The organism is Trichocoleus sp. FACHB-6, from assembly GCF_014695815.1.
Classification (GTDB): domain Bacteria; phylum Cyanobacteriota; class Cyanobacteriia; order Cyanobacteriales; family FACHB-T130; genus Funiculus; species Funiculus sociatus.
Genome location: NZ_JACJOY010000038.1, coordinates 1 through 23925 on the forward strand (window position 1 = coordinate 1; position 23925 = coordinate 23925).

Sequence of the window (23925 nt, forward strand, 5' to 3'; positions counted from 1 at the left end):
TTCCTTCTACCGCATCTTCAGTTCAACGTTCACATAGAGGCACTGGAAACGATGGAAGCTAACAATTCATTCCTTCCTTCTACCGCATCTTCAGTTCAACTGCGTAACTCCTGTAACTGTTAAACTCATCATTTTCTCCTGGTTGCTAAAACTTAAGAGGCGCGATCGCGTTCTTTCTCAGTATTCCCACCACGCTGCTAGAGCTAACAAGAGAGGTTGCATTGAAACTTTAGAAAGCTTGCGATCGCACGGAAACGACATTAGCCTCTTTTCGACCGTAGACCCCAAGAGTATGCAATACCTCGTTCCATGCAATCAAAAAGCCCCTACTGCTAACCAAAATTAAGATTAGAGAATTTTCTTTTAATAAATGAAACCCCCCTGCTTCCCTTGAAGAGAAGGGGCTGGGGGTTAGTTTCTGTATTTGATACAAGTGAGAAACCCTATAAAAGCGGATCTTCTTGTGCGGTTGCTTGTAGTCTGGATAATAGACAGGATGTAGTCTGAACCTATCCGCTTTTTTGATGCCCATGACTGAGCAACGTGATGCTGACTCGCCTTCAGCTAATTCTCAGCAATTGAGTGAACCGACTGATGATTTAACCACTGAGTCAGTCGATGATTCCCCGATAAACCGCATTGCAGGTGTCTGGAACAACGCAACAACACGCTTGAGGCAACTCCTACCCATACAAGCGGCTCAGAAGGCTGCTGGGTTGTTTAGCGTCAGCGAAGATCGAATTGCAGAGATTTTAAAGAGTGTTCGAGCCGAATTACCAACCACAGAAGCCCTGTTGATTGGTAAGCCCCAAGCCGGGAAAAGTTCGATTGTGCGAGGACTGACGGGCGTTTCATCTGAGATTGTGGGTCAGGGATTTCGTCCCCACACCCAGCACACCGAACGCTATGCCTATCCTTCTAACGATCTGCCGTTGCTCATTTTTACAGATACGGTCGGGCTAGGAGATGTCAATCAGGACACTCAGGCGATTGTGCGGGAGTTGGTTGGAGATTTGCAACAGGAAACTCGCCGCGCCAAAATCTTGATTCTGACGGTCAAAATCAATGATTTTGCTACCGACACGCTGCGACAAATTGCACAGAACTTGCGTCAGCAGCATCCAGATGTTCCCTGTCTGTTGGCTGTCACCTGCTTGCATGAAGTTTATCCCAACGATACCGCCGAGCATCCTACCTATCCACCTGACATTGAGGCGGTAAATCGAGCCTTCGCCGCGCTTCAGCAAGCTTTTTCCGGAGTGTGCGATCGCGCAGTATTAATTGACTTCACTCTAGAAGAAGACGGCTACGATCCGGTATTTTACGGTTTAGAGGCGCTCAGAGATGCTCTAGCAGACCTACTCCCCGAAGCTGAAGCCCGTGCGATTTATCAGCTGTTGGATAAGGGAGCTAGCGAGAAAATCGGCAACCTTTACCGAGATGTCGGAAGACGCTATATGTTGGCATTTTCCATCATGGCAGCCACGGTTGAAGCTGTGCCACTACCATTTGCCACCATGCCAGTGCTAACTGCTTTGCAAGTATCAATGGTGGGTATTTTAGGGAATTTGTACGGGCAAACGGTGACTCCATCGCAGGCGGGGGGTATTGTCAGCGCGATCGCTAGTGGTTTTCTGGCGCGGGCAGTCGGCCGAGAGTTAATCAAATTCATACCTGGTATAGGGAGTGTAATAGCAGCTTCCTGGGCAGCTGCCTACACTTGGGCTTTGGGCGAAGGAGCCTGCGTTTACTTCGGGGATTTAATGGGGGGCAAGAAACCAGACCCTAAGAAAATTCAGTCTGTGATGCAAGAAGCGTTTAAGACAGCACAAGAACGGTTTAAGTCCACCAAACGTTGAGACAACTGCCATGCCATGCAATATTTATGTAATTTGAGCCAAAGCTTGCTCATCCCCTAAATCTTGCAAGAATCGGTTTTTGTCAAATGTATACTCTTGACCCAGAAAATCTAGAATTTTTTCTGTATCATATTCGGCATTTTGTAAGCAAGTTGAAGCCCCAGGAGAAGGCGTTATGTTAAATACTATATTTTCTCCTAGAATTTTAGCTTCTCCCAACTCAAGGCGCTTATTCTTAAGATTAACAATTTGAGGTCTAATTCCTCCATACCCTTTAGCCAGAGACAAATCGCTCAATTGTAATGAAGGAACAATTTTTTGCGCCTCTTTTAAAAATAACCTCCTGCCAATTAAGGGAATATCGTAAATATAATTTCTCAATATATATTTCAATATCACTTTATCTGAAAGGATATTGAAAAAGCTTAAAAAAGCATTGATACTCAGTCCGGCTGTTTTAAAATAGTCAAAAATACTAGCATAGTTACGCCCCTCTAACTGAAAAGTAACTTTGGCAGTTGGGCCAAATCTAGTTTTACTTTGATCGTGAACTTCTGAATCTCCATGAATAGCTGCAAAAGGTATTTCTTTCATCTGTACAGTATAGACTTTACCGTTTAAAACCCCTGGTGCCAGGTAAAAATTCCCTGCTACATTCAGAAGCGCATAATCTTTTCCATATCCTAGAGATTTTGCAAACAGTAAACTATAGGCTGCTGCTGTAAAAATAACCACCTTAGCAACCACTACTTCTTTATTAGTTTGAATCTGATAGAATCCTCCTTCTTTTTTGATATTTTTAACCTTTGTTTCCATCATCAAATCAATTCTTTCTTCAGCCTTATTAATTGCTCTTTCTAGAAATGATTGGGATAGCTTTTGAAAATCTATTGTGTAACCTTCTTCAGTAAACAAAGCCAAAATTTCTTCTTCAGGCGCTCTATTGTTTACTAGATTAGGCTCTATAAATTCAATTTCTTCCTTTTCAATCAATTTCAACTTAGGAAACAGCGACTTAAATTCTTTGTATCTTTTTCTAAGTTCTTCAATTTGTTTTTTTCCTATACCCAAAACCATTTTGTGGTATTTGCTGTAGATTTCTTGCTGCGGATCGTTTCTCAAAATATAATTTTTAACTAAACTAGAAGCTTTGTTGACTTTTTGAGCTTTCTCCAAAGTGTAGTTAGTCTCTATGTCGCCAAAATGAAGTGTTTGGCTATTACTGGTTTTATGAGAGTTCCCTAAAGCAACTTCTGAATTCTTTTCTATTAAAACAATGCGCTTTACGTTGGTATAGTTGCTTAAGCTATATAGTAAGGCGGTTCCAGAGACTCCCCCTCCAATGATAGCTACTTCATAGATGCTGTTCTCAACTTGCATAGTTTCTCCAAAATGTAACTAAGAAAAGACCAAACAAAAACGGAAAATCTAAAATATTAGATTAGTTAGATTAATAGTTACATAATCTAAACTGGATAGCTTGAATAGATAGCTAAGAGCAAAAATTATGCTGAATAAAAAACTTATTTTGTTGTAAGCTATGTTACATTTTTCACTCAGGCTTTATAGCCACTATTTTTAGAATAACAGTCTCTAAGATAGGATAAGTCACTCCACAGTTATAATTGCGCTCATTCGCCAGACAGAAAACCCGCGCTAAATCGCCCCACTCGCCAAGTAGCAGAAGATTTTCGAGCTTCTGCGAGAAAGATCACTGCTAACTTCAAATATTCTAAAGCGCACGATAGGCGAACTTGCAACTCAATTGTCAACAGTTGTTCACTATCCAGTATTGAGATAGTCTTATCGCTACTCCTCCCTATTTCCCGCGTTGGCTAAGCATAAGTTTAATGCGAAGCCTTCGGCGGGAGCGAAGCCCATTGACAAGAGCGCGGCTCTGTTAGTTCACAAAAAGCGATCGCGCTTTGCTTCCTGACGCAGGCGATCGGACGGGATGTTAATCGAAGTCAACTCAACCTACGGTGATAGGCTGTTTGATAGCAGGGCATTTACCATGTACCCTTTAGTAAGCCTCGAATCTTCTACTATCGTAGTAAAAAGTTAGAAACGTATTGTTATCAACCAATACTCCTAATACAATGTCTAGTGTCTCTAGGAAATAAGGGCTACCAGATTCTTCTTCACTGCTAATAATAGGCTCATCTAGAACAGCAACAACAATAGCTGGTTGATTTTTGGAAGGTAGTTTTCTATTATTGAGATTTTCTTTCCATTTTACAAGTTGTCCAACTTGAAAAAATTCTTTCTTGAGAAAGTTATTGCAAGCATCTTTAAGCTGAACAATGTATTCCTCTCCATAGCTTTCCTTTTCTCTGCTACTTTCTTTTTCTTCACCAAGTGAGTCTTCACCTTGAAGAGACTGTAATAAAGTTCCTAGTAGTTCTTTTCTAATATCTTGTTTTTCGCTCATCTGCGTTATTGTTTAATTCCCTACATAAAATAAACTGGTTCTGATTGAGTGTTTTTTGAACTGTTACTTATGCTCAATTTTAATTTCAAATTATCAAGTCTAACTTTTCTATCCAATCTCACCTTATTTATCTTGGTTGATGTATATCTTTCATCGCAGTATAAGATATGTGAATTTGCTTCTTCTTTGCTATTTGATTCACCTAGCAGGCTATCCCATATTTCAAAGCTAGCTTTTCCCAAAAGGTTAGTTTGCCGTGATTTAATGTTTTCTTGATTTTGCAGGCTTTCTACTACATAAAAAGATTTAGGAGGTAGTAAGTACCAACTTGCTGGCACAACATCTAATAGCCACCAATCAAATAACTCGCGTCTGCCATAAGAACCAGGGAAAATAGCATACCCTTCTAAGCAATCATCTAAAATTTCTATAATTGCTTCTAATGCTTGCTCATAATCAATAACCCGAACCGCATTCTTAAAAACATCTAGCGCTTCATCAGTTGTTTGAAAGCTTGCCAACTTTCTATCAGAAGATAAATCACGTTTTTCTGAGATTTCTTTAATTAATTCATAAACCCTAAGTTCAGTAATCTTAATTTTAGAGTTATTTAATGTATTCCTAGTAGTAATGCGAAGCCATAAAGTTATCAAATCAATGATATACTTTGGCAGGGAATTGCTTGGCTGATAGTATTCTAATGTAGGCTCTACTACTAGAGTTAAAATAAGCGTCATCCAAAGATAGCGCAGGTGATTGAGCCTTTGGTTACTGCTGCGAAGTGAATTTAAAACTTTATTTAAAGTATTTTGAAGTGGAGTTGTTCCATCTGCCTCTGGCTCATAGAGTTCTTCGTAATGTTCTAGTCTTATTTTGTTTAAGAGAACTTTGAGATGGTTAGGTATACTATGTGGCGAAGATAATTTTAGGTTTATCGATTGGCTTGATGTTAATACCATTATAAGTTCTTCCCTGACAATTCTTTGGATAGGTATGGGGAGTCCCAGAATACTTTTACCTTTATCTTTAAATAGGGGGATAGGGGTGATCCCAGAATACTTCTAATCTTATATTTGGAAACTTCTCCTTAAACTGCCTCAGAACATCGTTACAACTTGTACAAGGGTTTCGTTCAGTGTAAAGATAGAGATCCCCTCTTACCTGGAGATCGTAGAACATCTCGAGAATATCTGCAATTGCAGATAAGACTTTGTATTCAGCATCAGTATCCATAAGGTGTTTGCTATACGGGTCAATTGTAGGCTCAAATTGCCCTCCTTCGGATTTCGGCTTGGGTTTAGGCGTTGGACTTTTACTTCTAGATGTTCCTCCTTCACGAAAAATTACATCACCCTGGATATGTACCTCAGCAACTGCAATATTACCTTTAGGGAAGGGTTTGTTAATATATGTTGCCCGAATTTGGGCAGCATTTTCGCGCAAACGCTCCTTGATCAGAGTTTCAACTCCTTATAGAACCTTTCTTGCGTTCTTATAATTTGATGATACTCGCATCCATCTTGGATTTTATTTCTCTGACTGCATGAACAGTAAGTCAACAATAGCACTCATCAGAGGAATGTTAGGGACAATAACGGTATAAGAAGTCTAATCGAGGGGTGGGGCAATGATGCGATTAAAGGTGTGGCAGTGGGTGGTGTTGGCAACGCCCATTGCAACGATCGTCGGTTTCTTGCTGGTATCGGCAGGATTGCAGATTCACCAGTGGGGTATTAATTGGATTTGGGCTGTATTTACTCTCGTATTCGTGGGTTGGCGTTGGCTGCTGGTGAAGTGGACTCGACCCGCGATCGCGCAGATAGAATCTGTAATAGCGGAAGTTAGTGCAGAACTGGAATCTGGTAGAGAAGACACAGTACGGCTAGTAGAGGGAAATGACACCGCTAGTCGAGTAGAAGCCGGGTTCCAAGAGATATTGAAAGCCGCACAAAGCGATGGCCCGATTTGGGAAGATTGGCAAACTTTTTGGCAGCGATGCCAGGATCTTGTCAGTGCGATCGCTCATGTCTATAATCCGGAAGTCAAGTATCCCCTGCTCAACATTCACGTTCCGCAAGCTTTCGGACTGATTAGGGGAACGGTGGATGATTTGGATCGGTGGATACAGCAGTTATCCCCCGCCCTCGCTCAAGTCACGATTGGGCAAGCATACGAAGCATACGGAGTTTACCGCAAGCTGGAGCCATCTGCTCGGAAACTTTGGCAAGTCTGGAACTGGGCGCAGTGGCTTTTGAACCCAGCGGTGGCGGTGGCAAAAGTAGCCAGCAAACGTTCCAGCAACCAGGCAACTCAGGAACTACTGGGGAATTTGAGCCAGATGTTGCGGGAAGCGGCTCTCAGGAACTTATGTCGGCAAGCGATCGCTCTCTACGGCGGCACTACCCTACCAGCCTCAGAATCCTCTGCTGCACCGACGCTACCCAAGGCAAAGACTCAAACCCTGAGAGAAATCTTAGCTCAAGCAGAACCTGCGGAGGCGGTTGAGCAAAAACCTGTCAATATTCTACTGGCGGGACGAACTGGGTCTGGAAAAAGCAGCTTGATTAATACACTGTTTCAGGCAGATCGAGCTGCCGTGGATGTGTTGCCCAGCACTGATAAAATTCAGAATTACCAGTGGCAGCTCCAAAATGGAGAAACGCTAACCCTTTGGGATACGCCCGGTTACGAACAAGTGAACCATGCGGATCTGCGGGAACTGGTGCTTGATTATGCCACAAACGCGGATCTGCTGTTGTTGGTAACTCCAGCCCTCGATCCGGCGCTGCAAATGGATGTGGACTTTCTTAAAGATATGAAAGCAGACATTGCAGACTTGAGCGCGATCGCAATTGTTACCCAGGTAGATCGGCTGCGTCCCATCCGCGAATGGAATCCCCCCTACGACTGGGAATCAGGCGATCGCCCGAAGGAAATTTCTATTCGGGAAGCCACCAAGTATCGCGCTGAACGTTTAAATGATTTCTGCAATTTAGTTTTCCCTGTTGTGACGGGTGACATCAAAACAGGTCGAGTCGCTTGGGGCATAGAGGCGCTATCCTTGGCACTGGTGGATGCGATCGCACCTACTAAGCAACTCCGCCTTGCCCGCTTTTTGCGTAACCTAGAAGCCCGCACCGTCGCCGCTGCCAAAATCATCGACCGCTACACCTTTCAGATGACGACAACTCAGGGACTGGCTGCACTGCTCAAAAGTCCCGTTCTCCAGTTCATCGCTACGCTGACAACCGGACGACCAACCCTAGCATATCTGTTGGCTGAGCAAATTCCCGTGGAACAGTTGCCCGTCGTTCTTGGCAAACTCCAGATGGCGTATGATCTGTTTTCGTTGTTGAAGCCGGGGGAAAACCTTCTCAACTTTGACCTATTATCACTTTGGCCCTTGCTGCTGGAAAACTCTGCCTCACCCGACCGCAACGCTTGGGCATTTGGTCACGCCTTAACGGAATATTGGAGCCAGAATCTAACTGTTGAACAACTTCGGGAGCGGTTCGAGTATTATCTGAACCTATAAATGAGATCAATTTCGGATTACCGCTATATGTCGGCAACATTAAAAAAATTGAATGCTGCCGACATCGCCTTCGTGCAAATTGATAACCTTATGGTATGAGCGTCAAGCAACACCGTCTACCGCCATGAAACGATCTGCACAACAAATTACAGTCGGGCTTGGGGTAACACTGGTGCTTATCCTCGCCAATGCTGTAGTATCCTATCGCAACATTCTAAAGGTGTTTGAAAATGAGCGGTGGGTGAGTCATACCTATCAGGTTTTAAATGAACTAGAGGCGACACTTTCCACCTTAAAAGATGCCGAAACCGGACAACGCGGCTATTTAATTACGGGAGAAGAACAGTATCTGCAACCATATCAGAGTGGGATCGCCGAAATTAATACTCATATCAAATCTCTCAAGCAATTAACCGCAGATAATCCACAACAGCAGCAGCGCATCCTGCCCTTGGAGGGTGCGATCGCTCTTAAACTAAGCGATCTTGAACAAAAAATCAAATTACGGCGAGAACAAGGCTTTGAAGCTTCCCAGCAGGTTGTCCGAACCAACCGGGGTAAGCAAATTATGGATGGTATTCGTCAGCAAATCGCTGACATGAAAAATATAGAAAATCAACTTTTGGTTTCTCGGATTAAAGAATCAAAAGCTAACCTCCAACGAACCATACTTACATTTACCGTTGCCACTTTTGTAAGCTTGGTACTGCTGGGTTTAGTCTACTATCTGATGCGACGCGATCGCGCTCTACGCCAACAGGAAGCCCAAAAGCTGCGCCAGAAGAGTGAACGCCTAGCCTTAGCACTAGACGCAGCCAAAATGGGATCGTGGGATTGGAATATAACCACTAATGAAATATTCTGGACAATCTATCACGAAATCATCTTTGGCTATGAACCAGGCAAGCCGAACCGAAGCTACAAAGAATGGGCAGACCGCGTTCATCCTGAAGACCTGCCACGAGTTGAGGCGGGTATACAAACATCACGAAAAGATCAGCAGGACTTTCAAACTGAGTATCGTGTCCTTTTGCCAGATGGCAGCATACGCTGGGTAAATTCTTTTGGGCGGTTCCAGTATGATGCCGAGAACCATCCTAACCGGATGGTCGGGATGCTCAATGATATTACGGATCGCAAACAAGCAGAAGCCGAAATTAGACAGCTTAACGAAACTTTGGAAGAGCGGGTAATTCAGCGCACTCTGCAACTGCAAGAGGCAAACGACGAACTACAAGCCTTTGCTTATTCAGTTTCCCATGACCTCCGCGCCCCTTTACGGGCGATGCAAGGCTTTGCAGAAGCTTTGCTGGAAGACTATGGCGATGTTCTAGACAACCTCGGTGAAGAGTATGCCCAGCGCATTGTTTCTTCTGCCCAGCGGTTGGAAAATCTGATTCAAGACTTACTTACTTACAGCCGACTCAGCCGCGCTGACTTGCAACTCAAGGTAATAAATTTAACAGATGTAATGAAAGAAGCGAGCGCTCAACTAGAAGGTGACTTAAAGCAACAGCAAGCTCAAGTAACAATTACTTCGCCGCTACCGGAAGTAATTGCTCATCGCCCTACTTTAGTTCAAGCGATCGCCAATCTCCTGACGAATGCAATTAAATTTGTAGATGTGGGCGTACAACCAGAAGTGCAAGTCTGGGCTGAAATGCGCGGCGAGTGGGTGCGCCTCTGGGTGGTAGATAATGGTATTGGTATTGCTCCTGAACACCAGCAACGCATCTTTCGCGTTTTCGAGCGCCTGCATGGAATCGAGACTTATCCCGGTACGGGAATTGGTTTAGCGATTGTCCGTAAAGGCATTGATCGCATGGGCGGACAAGTAGGAGTAGAATCCAAACTTGGACAGGGAAGCCGCTTTTGGATTGAATTAAAAAGAGGGACTGGGGATTAGGGATTGGGGATTGGGGAAGAGAAAGAATCTTACCGAGTACCCAGTACCCAGTACCTAGTACCTAGTACCTAGTACCTAGTCCCTAGTCCCTAGTACCTAGCCCCTAGTCCCCAGACCCTAGTCCCCAATCCCTAATCCCTAGTCCCCAATCCCTAATCCCTAGTCCCCAGCCCCCAATGACCACAGCACACACCATTTTGCTAGTAGAAGATGACCCTAACGACATTCTTCTCACCCAGCGTGCCTTCCGCAAGGCGAATTTAGCCAATGCCTCAATGCAAGTCGTCAGTGACGGAGATGCTGCCGTTTTCTATCTCAGCGGTAGCGGTGAATACGCCGACCGAGAGCGTTATCCCATACCCACGCTAGTTTTATTAGACCTGAAATTGCCTCGCCGCTCAGGTCATGAAGTTCTGGCATGGCTACGGCAGCAACCCGAACTCAAGCGTCTGCCCGCGATTATCTTAACTTCCTCTCAAGAAAATATTGATATTAATCATGCTTACGACTTAGGGGCTAATTCTTATTTGGTTAAACCTATTGGTCTTACCGCCTTAATAGAAGTGATGCAAACCCTCAAGTTGTATTGGCTGCTGTTGAACGAACAGCCAGAAATTCGACTGAGTGGAGTCGAGTAAGGAAAAAGGAAAAAGCGAAGATTCTTTTTTTGACATGATTGCCTTTTGCCTTTTTTGTCCCCAGTTTCCAGTTTCTAATGCTACATTTCCTTTTAATCGATGATGACCAGAATGATCGAGTTTTAACTGCTCGCGAGCTAAACCGAGAATTTTCAGACCTCCGGATCACAGAAGTTGCCACAGCAGAGGATTTGGCACAAGCAATGGTTGGCGATCGCATTGACCTAGTGGTTACAGACTATCAGCTACGCTGGAACAATGGTTTAACAATTCTCAACAACATTAAATCCCGCTATCCCGACTGCCCTGTAATCATGTTCACTAATACCGGGAACGAAGAGATAGCAGTAGAAGCGATGAAAGCTGGCTTAGATGATTACATTATCAAATCTCCCAGGCACTTCGTCCGCCTTGCAGTTGCCGTGCGTTCAGCTTTAGAACGAGTTACGGCCAAGCGTCAGGTAGCACGTCTGGAAAATCGTCTCCAGTTTCTTCTGAATCAATTAAACGTCGGCGTGTTTCGGACTACTCCAGAAGGTCGTCTGCTAGAGAGTAATAGTGCATTCATGCGTCTGTTGGGGCTAAATTCGACAGCAGTAGAACAAGGGATAAATTTGCGTCCGCTTTTGGATAATTTTTGTGGAATAAGTGTCCAGCCTGCCTCTGAATTAGCGGATGGCAAGCATCATGGTCAATTCACAGATAATATACCTACGCTCCAAAATTGTGAAGTTCAACTGCCACAAGCTGATGGTCAAGTGAAATGGCTTTTACTGACTCAAACTTTGAATACCCCTGAAGATGAGACTTACATAGAAGGCTTGCTAGAAGATATTACTGAGCGTAAGCAGGCTGAAAATTCCCTACGACAACTAAATGAAAGCTTGGAAAGTCGAGTCAGGGAACGCACCGCCGAACTGGAGGAAGTCAACGCCTCACTCAAGGAATTTGCTTACTCTGTTTCTCACGATTTGCGTGCGCCCTTGCGGGGCATTCAGGGCTTTGCCCAGGTACTATTAGAGGACTATATAGCCCAACTAGATGCCACCGCAGAGGACTATCTTCTTCGCATTGTGGCTGCTTCAGAGCAGTTGAATACCTTGATTCAGGACTTGCTGAGCTATAGCCAATTGAGCAGCGCCAAATTACAGCTTGAGCCTGTTAATCTCTCGTTTGTTGTCGCCCAAGCGCTGTCTCAACTGGAAAGGGAACTCAAAGAGCGAGATGCTCAGGTGAGTGTAATAGAAGCATTACCTGTGGTGCAGGGTAATCGCAATACGTTACTACAAGTTGTGGTCAATTTGCTCTCAAACGCCATCAAGTTCCTAGATCCTGGGATACAGCCGCAAGTGCGAATATCGGCAGGAACAGAGGGTGAATTTGTACGCCTGTGGCTAGAAGATAACGGCATCGGTATTTCCAGCGAGAAGCGATCGCAAATTTTCCGAGTTTTTGAGCGGTTGCACGGTGAGGAAACTTACCCCGGTACTGGCATCGGTCTGGCAATTGTCCGCAAAGCAGTAGAACGGATGGGGGGTAAGGTAGGGGTGGAATCCCAGGTTGGTCAGGGTAGCCGCTTTTGGGTAAGGTTACTCAGAGAGAGGAAATGATTACCGGAGATTTACAGGGGGCAATTAACGACTCAGGAAAAATGAGGAATGATGAACTATAAAGGATGAATAAAAAAATTTCAGCATTCAAGATTCGTTATTACCAGTCCCCAGTCCCCAGCCCCTAAGCCCCATGTTACGCATACTACTAATTGACGATAATCCAGACGATCGCATCCTGGTTACGCGGCAACTTCAGCAAGAGTTTCCCCAGCTTGAATTTACTTCGCCTATTGATGCCAAAAGTCTTGACAAAGTGCTACAAGTGGGCAATTTCGATCTAGCAATCGTAGACTATGAGCTGGGCTGGAGTGATGGCTTGACACTTCTAAATGCTATTAAAGCTTTGTATCCAGACTGCCCAGTAATTATGTGTACTGATAGCGGCAGCGAGGAAGTTGCTGTGGAGGGGATGAAGTCTGGGTTGAGCGATTATGTCCTAAAACGAAAACCTCTGCATCGTTTAGCGATCGCTGTGCGGGACACCTTGGAAAAGCAAAAGATGCGTCGGGAATATGCTGCCGCTGTTGAGGAATTGCAACTAAGTGAGGAGCGGCTGAGATTGGCGCTCTTTGCTGCCCAGATGGGTAGCTGGGACTGGAATATTTTAACAGGTGAGGTGATTTGGTCTGAGGATTGCGAACGGTTATTTGGTTTGGCTCCAGGCAGCTTCCAGGGAACTTATGAGGCATTTCTCGCCTGCGTTCACCCAGAAGACCGAGAAGTAGTTGATAAAGGCATAAGCAATGCTTTGGAAACTAGAACGAACTTTAACCAAGAATTTCGCGTTGTCTGGAGTGACGGTAGCGTTCACTGGCTGGTAGGCAGAGGTCAAGTTTTATCCGACGAAAAGGGTAAAGCTAGGCGGATGATCGGGGTTGATGTGGACATAAGCGATCGCAAGCAGCGGGAGGTAGAACTGCGGCAATACGCAGAAGAACTAGAGGTGGCAAATCGCTTGAAAGATGAGTTCCTAGCGATCGTTTCTCACGAACTCCGCACCCCTTTGAACGCAATTTTAGGTTGGACGCAATTGCTACGCAGTCGCAACTTCGATGAAGCAACCAAAAAGCGCAGTCTGGAAGTTATTGAACGCAACGCCCTCCAGCAGAATCAGTTAATTGAAGATATTCTGGATACTTCTCGCTTGATGCGGGGACAAATGCAACTACAGACCTCACCTGTGAATCTGGTCAGAGTAATTGAAAATACTCTCAATACTGTCCGGTTATCAGCGGAAGCCAAATCAATCAATTTTCGATTTTTGATTTTAGATTCTCCCTTGGGTTCAGGGGATAGGAGAGTGGGAGATTTCCCAGTCAAGAGTCAAGAGTCCCCAATTCCCATCAATCCAGAATCCGATCCGCCCCTTGTCGAAAATCCACAATTCATGGTGATGGGCGATCTGAATCGCTTGCAGCAAATTGTCTGGAATCTATTTTCTAATGCCATCAAGTTTACACCTCCAGGCGGACGAGTAGAAGTCCTCCTTTCTTTAGAACATGGAGAGATAGAAAGGCAAAAGGTGATTCCCTCAACAGAGGTTCAAAAAGAGGAAGCTAAAAGCCAAAAACAAGAATTATTATCTTCCCCAATCCCCAATCCCCAATTCCCCATCTCCTACGCCAGGATCACCGTTAGCGATACAGGTGAAGGCATTAGCGCCGGCTTTCTCCCGTATGTTTTTGACCGTTTTCGCCAAGCAGATAGTACCACTACACGTTCGCGCAATGGATTAGGTTTGGGATTAGCGATCGCTCGACAACTGGTGGAACTGCACGGCGGGACTATTTTTGCAGAAAGTCAAGGAGAAGGACAGGGAGCAACGTTTATCGTCAATCTCCCCATCATGGAGGCAAGGAAAGCCAGCAAACCGGAAATAGACAATCCAAAACCCAAAATCCAAAATTCAAAATTACTTGATGGGCTGCAAGTGCTGAGTGTTGATGATGACCCTGATACGTTGGATTTGCTGGTCATGATTCTGGCAGGGGAAGGTGCGAAAGTGACAGCAGTTTCCTCTGTGGATGAAGCTTTGCAAGCTTTGCAAGAATTCCAGCCTGATGTACTTGTGAGTGATATTGGAATGCCAAAGGCCGACGGTTACGCTTTGATTCGCCAAATCAGGCTCAAAGAAAAGGGACAAGGTGAGAGGTTAAAAGCGATCGCGCTGACGGCTTATGGCAAGCGAGAAGACAAAATACAGGCGCTATCCGCAGGCTTCCATATGTACCTGCCCAAACCAATTGATCCTGATATGTTAGTGAATGCGATCGCGTCCCTGGTTGGACGGGCTAGGGACTAGGGGCTAGGGGCTGGGGATTGGGGATTGGGGACTGGGGAAGAACAAAGATTACAGATTAGGATGTATGGGAGAAAAAGGTTTTGAGTCTTTAGAATTTTATCAAGATAGCCTTAAGCTACTTAAGGCGGCTTATCGGTTGGCAGATAGTTTGCCAGATATCGAACGCTATAATTTGAGCGATCAATTGCGACGATCAGCCTGTAGTCTGGTATTGAATATCGCTGAGGGCTATGGACGCTATCACTTCTTAGATCGTTTGCGTTTTCTCTACATTGCTCGTGGTGCGTTGGCTGAAACCAAAAGTGCTTTCATCATTGCTGAAAGCGTCGGATACTGTACTACAGAACAATTAAGCTGGGTTAGGCAGATCCAAGAGCAAATTGAAAAAGCTCTTAACGGCTACTGTCGTTTCATCCGCTCCCAACAACAAGGCGGTGAAGAATATGGAAACCAGTATATTCGGGAGCAAGGTACTAGAGAAAAGGGACTAGGGGCTAGGGGCTAGGGACTGAGTAACACTTTCCCCCAATCCCCAATCCCCAATCCCCAATCCCCAATCCCCAATCCCCAATCCCCAATCCCCAATCCCCAATCCCTATTCACTCGGCGCTACTGTCTTTGAGTTGCTTACCTGGCGATATTGCCAGAATTCCAGGCTGAAGATACAGGTCATTAACCACACTATGCCTGCTGCATACCCAGCTAAGACATCAGTGGGCCAGTGGACACCCAGATAAAGCCGACTCAGACCAATGCTGAAAATTAATGCAACTGTGGTGATGATAATCAAATTGCTCCACTTGCCGAAGTTTTTAATCAGCAAGTAAGCGATCGCGCCATAGACAACCATTGAAATCATTGCATGACCACTGGGAAAGCTGTAGTAGCGGACATCAACGATCCGATCCCACAGCGCCGGGCGATCGCGGGCAAATAGGTCTTTGAGCAAATAATTTAAGCCAACGGCACCCAAAGAGGCGATTCCGAGGGTTGTCGCTTGTGACCGATTACCTCGCACCACCAACCAAGCCGCGAAGCCGAGACAGATGATTACCAGCAACTCCGGTTCGCCGAAAAAGGTAATACCTGTCATTACTCGATCTAGTAACGGCGTATGCAGACGCTGGAGAGCCAGTAAAATTGCCGTGTCAATAAATTGGCTTTCTTTGTCTAAAACTTCGTCAGCGATCTGGGCAAATCCCCACAGCGCTAAGGCTGCAAGCAATAGCCCTGCTGCTCGAATTGTAAATATCAAACCAAACAGCCGAGAACTCATCCACTGCGGCAGAGCTGAGAAGATATGCTTGATGATGTCCTTCACGATTTTTTAACGTTCCAGTCTTTTATAGACTAGCCCAGGCTTGGGCAACAATGTCACTGAGCCAGCTTCTTTGCGCCGGATCTAGCAGACCATCTTCTGCTAACACTTGGGCAGTTAACTCGTCTAAAGATTGCCCCTCTTGGCGGGCAATATTTATCACGCCTGCGATCGCGGCTGCGACTAACTCTTCATCAACAGGCTTTTGACGTAGATCGACAATTTCTTGGGGACTAGCTGGGATGGGATAATTCATGGCGTAGGGACGGGAAATTATGGATTAGGGACTGGGGAGGAGGTGGCAAAAGACAAAAAAAAGAATTTTTTTTGTCTTTTGCCTTCCTACAAACTGGGTTCTATACCATGCGCTCAGGGCTTTCGTCAAGAGCGGTTTCCCGCCCGTACAACAGTTGCACCCTTTACATTAAGAAAATGAGCTTTGTGTAAACTTTTTTAATCAATTCTAAGCAATTCGTATCCGGAAGTTTAGCGCACTTTGACACCTGTTTACTCTGTCTTCCTCAGTAAGAGGTTCCCTAATGGAGATCGCCAATATGAGAGAAATTTGTTACTTAGAAGTTCCTACCCCGGATACAGCCGCCGTCCGCGTTTGGTTACAGCAGGAATTTGAGCATCTGTCTTTGGGTGAGAAAATTATCACATCCGACGGTATTAAGCTGCAATTTAGGGGTGGTGGCAACACTAACAACACCGATACAAGCGAAACGGCGAAGATTCCGCAAAGCGAACTCTCGATATTTGTTTGGTCAGTACAGCGCACGACTTACCTGAAGGTCTTTCGTTGGAGCGATCGCGTCCCCAGCGAAAAACAAATACTACAACAACTCAACTCAGGTCTGAGACGCCAGTTTCCCCAGCAGTACCCAGAACCACCAAAGATTGATTTGTCGCAGCAATCTATCTTCGAGGCTTTGGCACCCTATTACCCAGAAACAGCCAGATTCTTTCAGAAAATGCCCAACGGCGAGTATGACCTTAACCGCGTCTACTGGTGGGAGCAGCGTTGGCGAGAAAGTGTCCGTAATCCCCAGCAACCCCGTCAGGTAGTGTTTTCAGATTCAGGGGAGAGTGAGAGAATCCCCAATCCCCAATCCCCAATCCCCAATCCCCAATCCTCAATCCTCAATCCCCAATCCCCAATCCCCAATCCCCAATCCCCAATCCCCAGTTACGACTTAATTTATGTCGGTGGTGCTTTGGGTGTCATCCACGCGGCTGTTATGGCTAAACTCGGCTATCGGGTGCTGCTGCTGGAAAGGCTGCCTTTCGGACGGATGAACCGGGAATGGAATATTTCTCGCGATGAGTTCCAAAGTTTAATTAATTTGGGTTTGTTTACCCCTGCGGAGTTTGAAAGCATTATCGCAGCAGAGTATGTGGACGGGTTTAACAAATTCTTCGATGGTAACAATCCGCCTAAGCTGAAAGCACAGATTTTGCATACGCCAACGGTGCTGAATGTGGGTTTGGATGCGGAGAAACTGCTGCGACTGTGCGGGGAAAAGCTGTTGGCTTCTGGGGGCGAAATCTGGGATGAGACGGAGTTTATCCGGGCTGATGTTGGGAAAAAGGAAGTTGTAGTTTCGGCGAAACATCTACCTAGCCAATCGCCGCGACAAGCGGCTGGACGGTTACTGGTGGATGCGATGGGTACTGCGTCGCCGATTGCATGGCAGTTAAATGGCGATCGCGCTTTTGATAGTGTCTGTCCTACAGTGGGGGCTGTCATTGCCAGTGGTTTTGAGCCTGGGGTTTGGGATTCCCAGTATGGCGATGTGTTGAACAGTCACGGAGATATTTCGCGAGGGCGACAGCTGATATGGGAGTTATTCCCGGCGGAAGGTGAGGAAATTACTATTTATCTGTTCCATTACCATCAGGTGCATCCCGATAATCCCGGCTCTTTGTTAGAGATGTATGAAGACTTCTTTACAATTCTGCCGGAGTATCGTCGGTGCGATATGGAGAAGTTGGTTTGGAAAAAGCCGACGTTTGGGTATATTCCGGGCCATTTTAGTGTGGGAGGTAGCGATCGCACTGTCGCCTATGACCGGCTGATTGGCATTGGCGATGCGGCTTCTCTGCAATCTCCCCTCGTATTTACTGGTTTTGGCTCTTTAGTCCGCAATCTAGGACGTTTGACGGCGCTTTTGGATACTGCACTAAAGCATGATTTGTTGAAGGCGCGTCAATTAAACCAGATTCGCGCTTATCAAAGCAACGTCTCAGTCGCCTGGCTTTTTTCCAAGGGCATGATGGTTCCCACGGGGCGTTACTTGCCACCCCAACGGATTAACTCGATGCTGAATACCTTTTTTGGGCTTTTGGCGACGGAACCACCAGAGGTGGCAGATACTTTTATTAAAGACCGAGTGGATTGGCTGACCTTTAATCGCCTAGCGCTGATAGCTGCTTGGCAAAACCCCTCTTTGCTGCCCTGGATTTGGGAACTTGCGGGGCCAAAGGATATCCTGCGTTGGCTAGGCAGTTACTTCAGCTTTACTCTAAATGCTGTATATCTCTGGTTGCTAGGGGGTTGGTTCCCCGGTTTGATCCAGCGCCTACAACCTTGGCTGGAAGACCGATATCCGGCTCTGTGGCTGTGGTTGCTGACCCAGAGTTATGCTTTGAGTGCTGAACAGGGTCGTCGTCCCAAAAGCCAAGAGCGATCGCCCTGGAGAGGGGAGAGGCTGTTAATTAAGAATTAACGCAATATGCAACTTTTTCTTAAGCTCCTCTTGGAAAGGGGGGTTGGGGGCAGGGCGGTTTCATTTATCAAAAGAAAATTCTGTAACGTTGATTTAGGTTGGCGGTAGGGGCTTTTTGATTGCCATGCCCCTACAAAATGTCGCAGTTTTCGATATTTTCTAAGGGTTGTATGAAACTACCTGCCTTAAAAAAGGGCGTTGGGGGTATCAAAACGTTAAGACAACAGGCATTAGATACCTTTGCGCCCCTTTCCGAGGGAGGAACTGAATCTGTAAAGAAAGCACATCAAGTTAATTTCTACTTTCTTTTCGGAAACGTTGGCAATTCTATTGATGCCAACGTTTTTCTACCTTTAGGGGGGCGCTGGGGATAAACAATTGGTGAAGGCCAGTTGGGTTGGGAGAGGATAGCATCAGAACGCTGGGCTGGCGAAGAGGCGGCAAATTCTTCTTCCCTTGGGGTGGCTTCCTCCTGTGCGGCGTTGAGATCAGCATCATCTTCTGAAGTATCTTCGAGAAATGATGAAAAAGGAAATCTGTAATCTGACGCTGCGGTGTCGATGGTTTCCGGTTCATCGTTCTCTTCTGGTACTGAAGTCACAGCCAGCAGCAAGTCTTCGATTTCCTCCTCAATCGCTGAAATTTCTTGATGAGAAACTGTTTCTGGATCAGAGATGGAATAGATATAGTCAACTTCAGTTGGTAATGGATAATCATCCAGTACGGAGGCAATATCTTGCTCTTCTACAACTCTTAATTCTTCTTCGGAGTTAGACATCTCCTCTTCTATAGGTTCCCAGTCTGCGGAGACAAACGCTGTTGTGTCTGTAATTGGGGAGTAAGAAGATGATCCGGGGTTACTCTCTTCCTCAATATTGGCTTGGTGGTCGAGGAAATGCGATCGCACTGACCAAGGTTGGATCGGCTGGGCTTTGGGAACCAGTGATGAGGGATCGGGGGCATTTTTGGGCTGGCGCTGCGCCCAGTTGGCACCTGGTATATCTGGTTCGGGGTCAGCTGCTTTCGGGGCGGGCATTTCCAGACACTTTTCTAGCGCCGCTTTGAATTGCAAGGTTTGGCGCTGCTGGCGGTGCAGACGGGCGCTTAACTCGCGGGCATGATTTTCACTTTGAAACAGTTGGTGAGATTGCTCGTTGTAGCGTTGTTGAGTAAAGGCGCATTCTCTCTCTAGCTGGGCTATCCGTTCCTGAGAGTTTTCTAGCTGCTGTGTCAGCGTTTCTATTAATATTTGCTGACGTTGGGCGGCTTGATGAGATGATTCTAGTTCCCGAAACAGGCGAGTTACTTGCTCTTGGGAAGCTTTGAGTTGTTCGGAAGCTTGGGCGAGTAAGGTTTCTTGAGATTGCGATCGCACTTTTTGCGCCTGCAACGCCTCCTGACACTCAGCATAAGCTTTTTCTAGATGATTCACTCGCACGAGCAAATCCCGATTTCGCTGACGCAGTTCCGCCGCCAGCAAAAATAAATTAGGCGTATCTATTGGCGGCTGGGACTTCATACTTGGCGCTGTGGTATCCTCCTGGGAGGTTGGGGGAGTATGCACCAAGCTAACAACTTTTTGCACGCGAGGTTCCTCCTGTGCAGGAAACTCGGAAGGTTCGAGGTCTACGGATGAAGGAGGAATTGGAGAATCTGTTTCGGCGTTCATCCCTGAACCTTCATCGTTTCTTTGTTCATCCTTCATCCTTCCGGCTTCATCCTTTAATAATTCCGATGGGGGCTGGTACTTGTTAGCTTCTTCTTGGGGGGTGTCAGCTTCACTCATTGCTCTAATTTTAAGAGAGGGTCAGGGGTGCTTAGAAGGGATTTGATATAGCGTTATCAATAACGGCTTGTTTAAAATCAGTGTTGAGCCAATTCTATTAGATTATTTCACAACAGAGTTCTTGCGGGGGAATGAGACCATATTCAAATTTTGCATCGACGAGGAAACTGAACTCAAATTACTTGAGGTTGAACACGCAGAGGAATTATTTGCCCTCACCGACTCTTGCCGCAACTATCTTCGGGAATGGCTACCGTGGGTTGATGAGACAAAAACTGTGGAAGATACAAAATCTTTCATCGAAAGTTCCTTAAAATTCTCAGCCAATGACGGATTTTCAGTGGGAATTTGGTATAAGGGTCGCATCGCCGGATGTGTTGCCTATGACACGATTGATTGGGATAACCGTTCAACAAGCATCGGTTATTGGCTGGGTGAAAATTTCCAAGGACGGGGACTGATGACTAAAGCCTGTGGCGCTATGGTACATCATGCGCTGGATGAATTGAACCTGAATCGCGTAGAAATTCGCTGTGCTGTAGGAAACTTCAAGAGTCGGGCAGTTCCGGAAAGACTAGGATTTACCAAAGAAGGGACTCTCCGCGAAAGGCAATGGCTGTACGATCATTTTGTCGATCTGGTTGTTTATGGGATGCTTGCTAGAGATTGGCAAATTTTAAGTATTAAATAATACAGCCGTAGGTTGAAGTCTAGGCAATACGTTTTAACTAAACCTGGGGGCGCGTGTTTTTCATCGGTGATGGTGTACGTTCATAGCGACTGCCTTGATTTAACACTGGTGGAAGATTTCTAAGCAAGGTTTTTGCTATCCCACGGCTAAAGCTTCAGCCAACAAATCCCGGTGCATCAAGGATCTATCTACCAAAGATTGTATTTGATGGGGTGTGAGGGCATCGCCATTTACGTAGTGTTCTAGCCAAGCTTTACTAATTGTGTTAGGGTCATCTGGCAATTGGTCTAAATCCCATCCCGGCATTGCTAATTCTTCCATCAACAGGTTAACTTTGGGGTCATAGCTGAGAGCAAAGCAGCGACATTCTTGGGATGCTGCCATAATTAGGCTGTGGAATCTCATCCCAATTGCCATTTCTACGCCTTGAAATAATCCTTTTAATTCTCTGGGGTCTTCTAGAGAGAAAATATGATTGGGTCCGGGTAATTGCGATGCAATTGACTGCGCGATCGCATAATCTCGATTGAGTTGAAATGGTACCAGTAAAATGCAGGTTTCGGTTGCTTTCTGAAAGTCTATCAGGGCGCGGGTAAGATTATTGAGTCGAGTTGGGGTAAGTTGGGGATGCGATCGCAATGTAATGGCGACTCTGGGCGCTGGTAAGTCCCAAAGTCCTTTTACTGGTAGCGAATCTAACGCCCAAACTGGATCGGGGGCGATAATCGAGGATATTTTCCAATTTCTCAGCAGGGTAGCAGAAGCGCGATCGCGTACACTTACAGCACTACAACCAGCAAAAGCGTTTCGCGCCACCCAGCGAGTCAGATGGCGATTTAAAGGGCCAATTCCCTGCGCCCAAGCAATAGTTTTCAAACCTTGTTGCTGCGCCAATCCCATCAATCCCGCATAATATAGGGGGCTGACGGCGCTGGTAGCATCTTGGATTAAACTACCTCCACCCCAGATGAACACATCTGACTGGCGCAAAGCTTTTAGAACTGGAAAGAAAGCTTTGCGCGAGAAGGTTTCAACATTGTAGCGATCGCGTGTCTTTTTTGGGTCGCCAGACAATACCAAAGGCAACACATTATCTGGTAGCATTTGCAACAGCGAAGCCAGCAACGCCTCATCGCCTGCATTCCCCTGGCCGTAATATCCGCAACATACTGCTCGAATCTTTTCCATGCTGAAACTTTACCAGCAAACCTGAGCGATAGGATAGTAAAGGCTAGTAGCTAGAAGCGAAAAATTTTAAACTGAATTAATTTTTCTTCCCCAGCCCCCATTCTCCAGTCCCCAATCCCCAATCCCCAATCCCCAATCCCCAATCCCTAGCCCCCAATCCCCAATCTTCCATGCACGCACTCTCAATTCCCACTTGGATTATTCACGTCTCCAGCGTCATTGAGTGGATCGCCGCGATTTGGTTAATCTGGACTTACGGCGAAATTACTCGCAACCGGGCGTGGTGGGCGTTGTCCTTTGCCATGCTACCAGCTTTAGTCAGCGCCATGTGTGCCTGCACCTGGCACTTTTTCGACAACCCCGAATCTCTGGATTGGATTGTCACCCTCCAAGCGGCGATGACGCTGATTGGTAACTTCACCCTCTTAGCCGCTGGCTGGTGGATTTGGCGCACATCACGAGTTGCTAACTCCGCACTACCCGTTAATCAAAACAATTCGCCATCGCCCCTAAAAAGTAAAAATAATGATTTCTAAAGAAACCCTTTTTGCACTTTCTCTATTTCCCTACTTAGGCTTTCTCTGGTTTCTCACCCGCAGTAGACAAATGCCACGATTAGCCTTAATTGGCTTCTACATGACATTGGTTTTTGTTGGTGTCACTATTCCCGCCGGAATTTACGCCAAAGTTGCCTATGGAGAGTCTTTAGCAAATGTCGATTGGTTGCATGGTGGTGCAGAAGTTTTCTTGACGCTTTCTAATATTTTGATTGTCCTGGGTTTCCGTCAAGCAATACTACAAAGTCGCCAAGAATCGAGGTAATAGTAATTTATGATTTTTAAAAATTAATGTAATCTACATTACTCTTTCGTAGCGCTGTTTGATGTATATTTAAATAATGAAAATCTGTTTCAAAAAAATATATCAACCTAGTTCTTCCTTATCAAAATCAGCATATCAGAAAAAAGTGCTTGAAGTCTAGGGGTTAAAACAAAAAAATTTGTTAATTATTAGTTATTAGCCCTTAGTCACCAAAGCTTCTAACTGACTAATGACTGTAACCTACTAAACCCTCCTAATAGAAGTATCCATACAACTACAACCAGCCAGTGAATCATTACCGGAGTCCACAGAGAACCACTCTGGAAATAGGCAAGAGTACAGATAATTCCAAGAAGTGCAGCTAAGAGTAGAAAAACTGGATCAAAAAAAGTTTTGAGTCCATCTGGATAAAAGGTTAAAGCATTGAGGGGATGATAAACAATAAAAGCTACCAAGCTGAGACATCCCCAAAACCACAAAGTAACTGTTAAAGCATTTTCTGTGGGATGAGGGAGGAGTAAAACGCGAAAAAATACCTCTTCTGTTATCGCAGGAAACAGCAGACATTTTGCTATGACACCGATAACAATCTCCCACGAGGTTTGTACCTCAATTTTTAGAAAGCCCAGCTTCAATCCAATGGGTAAAGAAATTAAGGCATATATTACTACCAGTGCAGCTGAATATAGCCAAGCTGAGGCGTTGGGGAACTTAGAGAAAGCAGCAATGAGACGGTGGAGGATTTCTAATAACATCAAAAATATGCTTTAAGGTGGATGTAAATAAGTTAACAATTTTTAGGTTAAAGTGGAAACTATTATTCCCATAAAGCAATTATTGAATTGAAAATAGAAAATTATAAAATTGGGAGAGTATAGCGTTTCTCGGTTGGGTAGAATATATTGCGGTTCTAACGTTTGGTAGAGGCATGGCAATGCTAGGACCTTACAGAGGTATCGCACCAATTGAGAGTAAGTATACAAACTTTAATTATTAGGCGATGTGCAACTTATCAATCTGCAATTAAACCATCGAACTGTAGAAGTGCTCGACCACTGAGACGATTGAGAAAGCAACAGACAGTGTGAGCCAATAACTTGCGGTTCA

The 23925-nt window shown here is 45.4% G+C and carries 20 protein-coding genes; 11 read left to right on the plus strand and 9 right to left on the minus strand.

Annotation, left to right across the window (positions count from 1 at the left end; translation table 11 throughout):
* Positions 1-530: 530 nt before the first annotated feature.
* Positions 531-1859 carry a 50S ribosome-binding GTPase gene (locus H6F66_RS07730; RefSeq protein WP_190419902.1) on the plus strand — a complete coding sequence of 443 codons (1329 nt, stop codon included), beginning with the start codon at positions 531-533 and terminating at the stop codon, positions 1857-1859.
* A gap of 24 nt (positions 1860-1883) precedes the next feature.
* Here H6F66_RS07730 and H6F66_RS07735 read toward each other — a convergent pair whose 3' ends face one another.
* The 4 genes from H6F66_RS07735 to H6F66_RS07750 all read right to left on the minus strand — a co-directional run bounded on the left by H6F66_RS07735 (position 1884) and on the right by H6F66_RS07750 (position 5733).
* Positions 1884-3239, minus strand: coding sequence for an FAD-dependent oxidoreductase (locus tag H6F66_RS07735; protein WP_190419905.1), 1356 nt, complete (start codon positions 3237-3239; stop codon positions 1884-1886).
* Between the two features lie 643 nt (positions 3240-3882).
* A complete protein-coding gene (locus H6F66_RS07740) occupies positions 3883-4290 on the minus strand; it encodes a hypothetical protein (RefSeq protein ID WP_190419907.1) in 408 nt (135 codons plus the stop codon).
* 20 nt (positions 4291-4310) lie between these two features.
* The gene (locus tag H6F66_RS07745) at positions 4311-5249 is read right to left on the minus strand and encodes a hypothetical protein (RefSeq protein ID WP_190419909.1); all 939 of its coding nucleotides are present in this window, start codon (positions 5247-5249) and stop codon (positions 4311-4313) included.
* A 67-nt stretch (positions 5250-5316) separates the two neighbouring features.
* Positions 5317-5733, minus strand: a complete 417-nt coding sequence (locus tag H6F66_RS07750) for a deaminase domain-containing protein (protein ID WP_199295265.1) — start codon at positions 5731-5733, stop codon at positions 5317-5319.
* 184 nt (positions 5734-5917) lie between these two features.
* On the opposite strand from H6F66_RS07750, the gene H6F66_RS07755 reads away from it, so the two are divergent.
* From H6F66_RS07755 to H6F66_RS07780, 6 genes are all read left to right on the plus strand, one after another.
* Entirely contained in the window at positions 5918-7825 is a 1908-nt protein-coding gene (locus H6F66_RS07755; RefSeq protein WP_190419911.1) for a GTPase family protein, read from the plus strand.
* Between the two features lie 124 nt (positions 7826-7949).
* Positions 7950-9731 (plus strand): sensor histidine kinase, encoded by a 1782-nt coding sequence (locus tag H6F66_RS07760; RefSeq protein WP_190419913.1) that lies wholly within the window; start codon positions 7950-7952, stop codon positions 9729-9731.
* 176 nt (positions 9732-9907) lie between these two features.
* Entirely contained in the window at positions 9908-10369 is a 462-nt protein-coding gene (locus H6F66_RS07765; protein WP_190419915.1) for a response regulator, read from the plus strand.
* 77 nt (positions 10370-10446) lie between these two features.
* Positions 10447-11979 (plus strand): ATP-binding protein, encoded by a 1533-nt coding sequence (locus tag H6F66_RS07770; protein WP_190419917.1) that lies wholly within the window; start codon positions 10447-10449, stop codon positions 11977-11979.
* 133 nt (positions 11980-12112) lie between these two features.
* On the plus strand, positions 12113-14284 hold the full coding sequence (locus H6F66_RS07775; protein WP_190419919.1) for a response regulator: 2172 nt from the start codon (positions 12113-12115) through the stop codon (positions 14282-14284).
* A gap of 64 nt (positions 14285-14348) precedes the next feature.
* Positions 14349-14789, plus strand: a complete 441-nt coding sequence (locus tag H6F66_RS07780; protein ID WP_190419921.1) for a four helix bundle protein — start codon at positions 14349-14351, stop codon at positions 14787-14789.
* Between the two features lie 90 nt (positions 14790-14879).
* On the opposite strand, the gene H6F66_RS07785 is transcribed toward H6F66_RS07780, so the two are convergent.
* Together H6F66_RS07785 and H6F66_RS07790 are read right to left on the minus strand one after the other, a co-directional pair.
* Entirely contained in the window at positions 14880-15560 is a 681-nt protein-coding gene (locus H6F66_RS07785; protein ID WP_190419939.1) for a phosphatase PAP2 family protein, read from the minus strand.
* Between the two features lie 67 nt (positions 15561-15627).
* Positions 15628-15858, minus strand: coding sequence for a hypothetical protein (locus H6F66_RS07790; protein WP_190419923.1), 231 nt, complete (start codon positions 15856-15858; stop codon positions 15628-15630).
* 298 nt (positions 15859-16156) lie between these two features.
* Here H6F66_RS07790 and H6F66_RS07795 point away from each other — a divergent pair, with 298 nt between their 5' ends.
* Positions 16157-18331 (plus strand): flavin-dependent dehydrogenase, encoded by a 2175-nt coding sequence (locus tag H6F66_RS07795; RefSeq protein ID WP_190419925.1) that lies wholly within the window; start codon positions 16157-16159, stop codon positions 18329-18331.
* 298 nt (positions 18332-18629) lie between these two features.
* Here H6F66_RS07795 and H6F66_RS07800 read toward each other — a convergent pair whose 3' ends face one another.
* The gene (locus tag H6F66_RS07800; protein WP_190419927.1) at positions 18630-20117 is read right to left on the minus strand and encodes a hypothetical protein; all 1488 of its coding nucleotides are present in this window, start codon (positions 20115-20117) and stop codon (positions 18630-18632) included.
* A gap of 139 nt (positions 20118-20256) precedes the next feature.
* Between H6F66_RS07800 and H6F66_RS07805 the strand changes: the two genes are divergently transcribed.
* A complete protein-coding gene (locus tag H6F66_RS07805; protein WP_190419941.1) occupies positions 20257-20808 on the plus strand; it encodes a GNAT family N-acetyltransferase in 552 nt (183 codons plus the stop codon).
* A 135-nt stretch (positions 20809-20943) separates the two neighbouring features.
* Here H6F66_RS07805 and csaB read toward each other — a convergent pair whose 3' ends face one another.
* Positions 20944-21996: a polysaccharide pyruvyl transferase CsaB gene (csaB, locus tag H6F66_RS07810; RefSeq protein WP_190419929.1), complete on the minus strand. Its 1053-nt coding sequence runs from the start codon at positions 21994-21996 to the stop codon at positions 20944-20946.
* A 170-nt stretch (positions 21997-22166) separates the two neighbouring features.
* Between csaB and H6F66_RS07815 the strand changes: the two genes are divergently transcribed.
* Together H6F66_RS07815 and H6F66_RS07820 are read left to right on the plus strand one after the other, a co-directional pair.
* The gene (locus H6F66_RS07815; protein WP_190419931.1) at positions 22167-22532 is read left to right on the plus strand and encodes a DUF2499 domain-containing protein; all 366 of its coding nucleotides are present in this window, start codon (positions 22167-22169) and stop codon (positions 22530-22532) included.
* Positions 22522-22818 carry a DUF3593 domain-containing protein gene (locus H6F66_RS07820; RefSeq protein WP_190419933.1) on the plus strand — a complete coding sequence of 99 codons (297 nt, stop codon included), beginning with the start codon at positions 22522-22524 and terminating at the stop codon, positions 22816-22818. Before H6F66_RS07815 ends, H6F66_RS07820 begins: the two co-directional genes overlap by 11 nt.
* Before the next feature lie 218 nt (positions 22819-23036).
* Here H6F66_RS07820 and H6F66_RS07825 read toward each other — a convergent pair whose 3' ends face one another.
* The gene (locus H6F66_RS07825) at positions 23037-23573 is read right to left on the minus strand and encodes a CPBP family glutamic-type intramembrane protease (RefSeq protein WP_190419935.1); all 537 of its coding nucleotides are present in this window, start codon (positions 23571-23573) and stop codon (positions 23037-23039) included.
* Between the last annotated feature and the right edge of the window lie 352 nt (positions 23574-23925).